The sequence below is a fragment of the Stutzerimonas stutzeri genome, from assembly GCF_024448935.1.
GTDB classification, from domain to species: Bacteria; Pseudomonadota; Gammaproteobacteria; order Pseudomonadales; family Pseudomonadaceae; genus Stutzerimonas; species Stutzerimonas stutzeri_AO.
The window spans coordinates 1-1,183 of the sequence record NZ_JAMOIE010000233.1 but is presented as its reverse complement, the minus strand read 5'-3'; the positions used below and the strand labels follow the sequence as shown (position 1 = coordinate 1,183).

Annotated in this window: 1 protein-coding gene; it reads left to right on the top strand. The window is 63.0% G+C overall.

From position 1 onward, the window contains the following. Positions 1 to 55: 55 nt before the first annotated feature. Positions 56 to 1,084, top strand: a complete 1,029-nt coding sequence (locus NA637_RS25055) for an IS30-like element ISShes10 family transposase (protein ID WP_011711660.1) — start codon at positions 56 to 58, stop codon at positions 1,082 to 1,084. Positions 1,085 to 1,183 lie beyond the last annotated feature (99 nt).

The following is a 1,183-nucleotide window of genomic DNA, read 5'->3' as shown; positions in this document are numbered from 1 at the left end:
GGCGGCCGCAAAAACTGAGTGCAACACCTGACCTTTCCGGTACGGTGCTGCCACTATGTCCTATCACGAACTCAGTATCCCCGAACGTGCGACCCTTCAACTCGGCCTTGCCCAAGGTTTCAGCCAGCGGCGAATTGCCCGGATGCTCGGCCGCTCCCCCTCGACCATCAGCCGGGAGCTGCGCCGCAACCGGGCCCCTGGCACCCGCTACCAGGCCTGTGCTGCCCAGCAGCAGATGCAGGTCCGCCGCCAGGTCTGCAGGCCTCAGTGCAAGCTGCTGCCGGGCAGTGAGCGCTTCGAGCTGGTCGTCCATATGCTGCGTGAGGGTTTGTCTCCCGAGCAGATTGCCGGCAAGCTGCGCAGCATGAACATACCCAGCCTCAGAGAGGCCTACGTCTGCCGCGAGACGATCTATAACGCGATCTACGCCCTGCCGGTCGGTGGCCTGCGCAAGGAGCTGATCATCTGCCTGCGCCAGGGCAAGACGAGTCGCAGGCCGCGCTCTGGCGGCGTCGATCGGCGCGGCCAGATCCCTGAAATGCTCAGCATCCACGTGCGCCCGCCGGAGGTCGAAGACCGGCTGATGCCAGGCCATTGGGAGGGCGACCTGATCAAGGGCAAGGCCAATGCCTCGGCGGTGGGCACCTTGGTGGAGCGTACCAGCGGCTACCTGATGCTGATCAAGATGGCCGACGCGACGGCGACCTCGGCGCTGGAGGGCTTCAGTGCGGCGCTCAATGGCATGCCGCTGGCGGTGCGCAAGAGCATGACCTACGACCAGGGCCGGGAGATGGCGCGGCACGCCGAGATCACCCAGCGGACCGGGGTGGCGATCTACTTCTGCGACCCGCACAGCCCCTGGCAACGCGGCAGCAATGAGAACATCAATGGACTGATCCGCCAGTACCTGCCCAAGGGCACGGACTTGTCGGTGCATAGTCAGGAAGCCCTGGACGCCATCGCTTTGCAACTGAATATGCGACCGCGCAAACGCTTCGACTTCAAATGCCCGATCGAGGTGATGGGCGAAGTGATGCAAGAAGCCGTGGTGATGCGGCATGATGCTCCCGCTTCAATTCAATAACCGTGTTGCACTCAGATCCTGCAAATGCTATAGTTAGATTCTGATCTAAGCACAGGCAGCCACCGCATCGGTGCCAGTGGACCGCAGATACCACGGTAG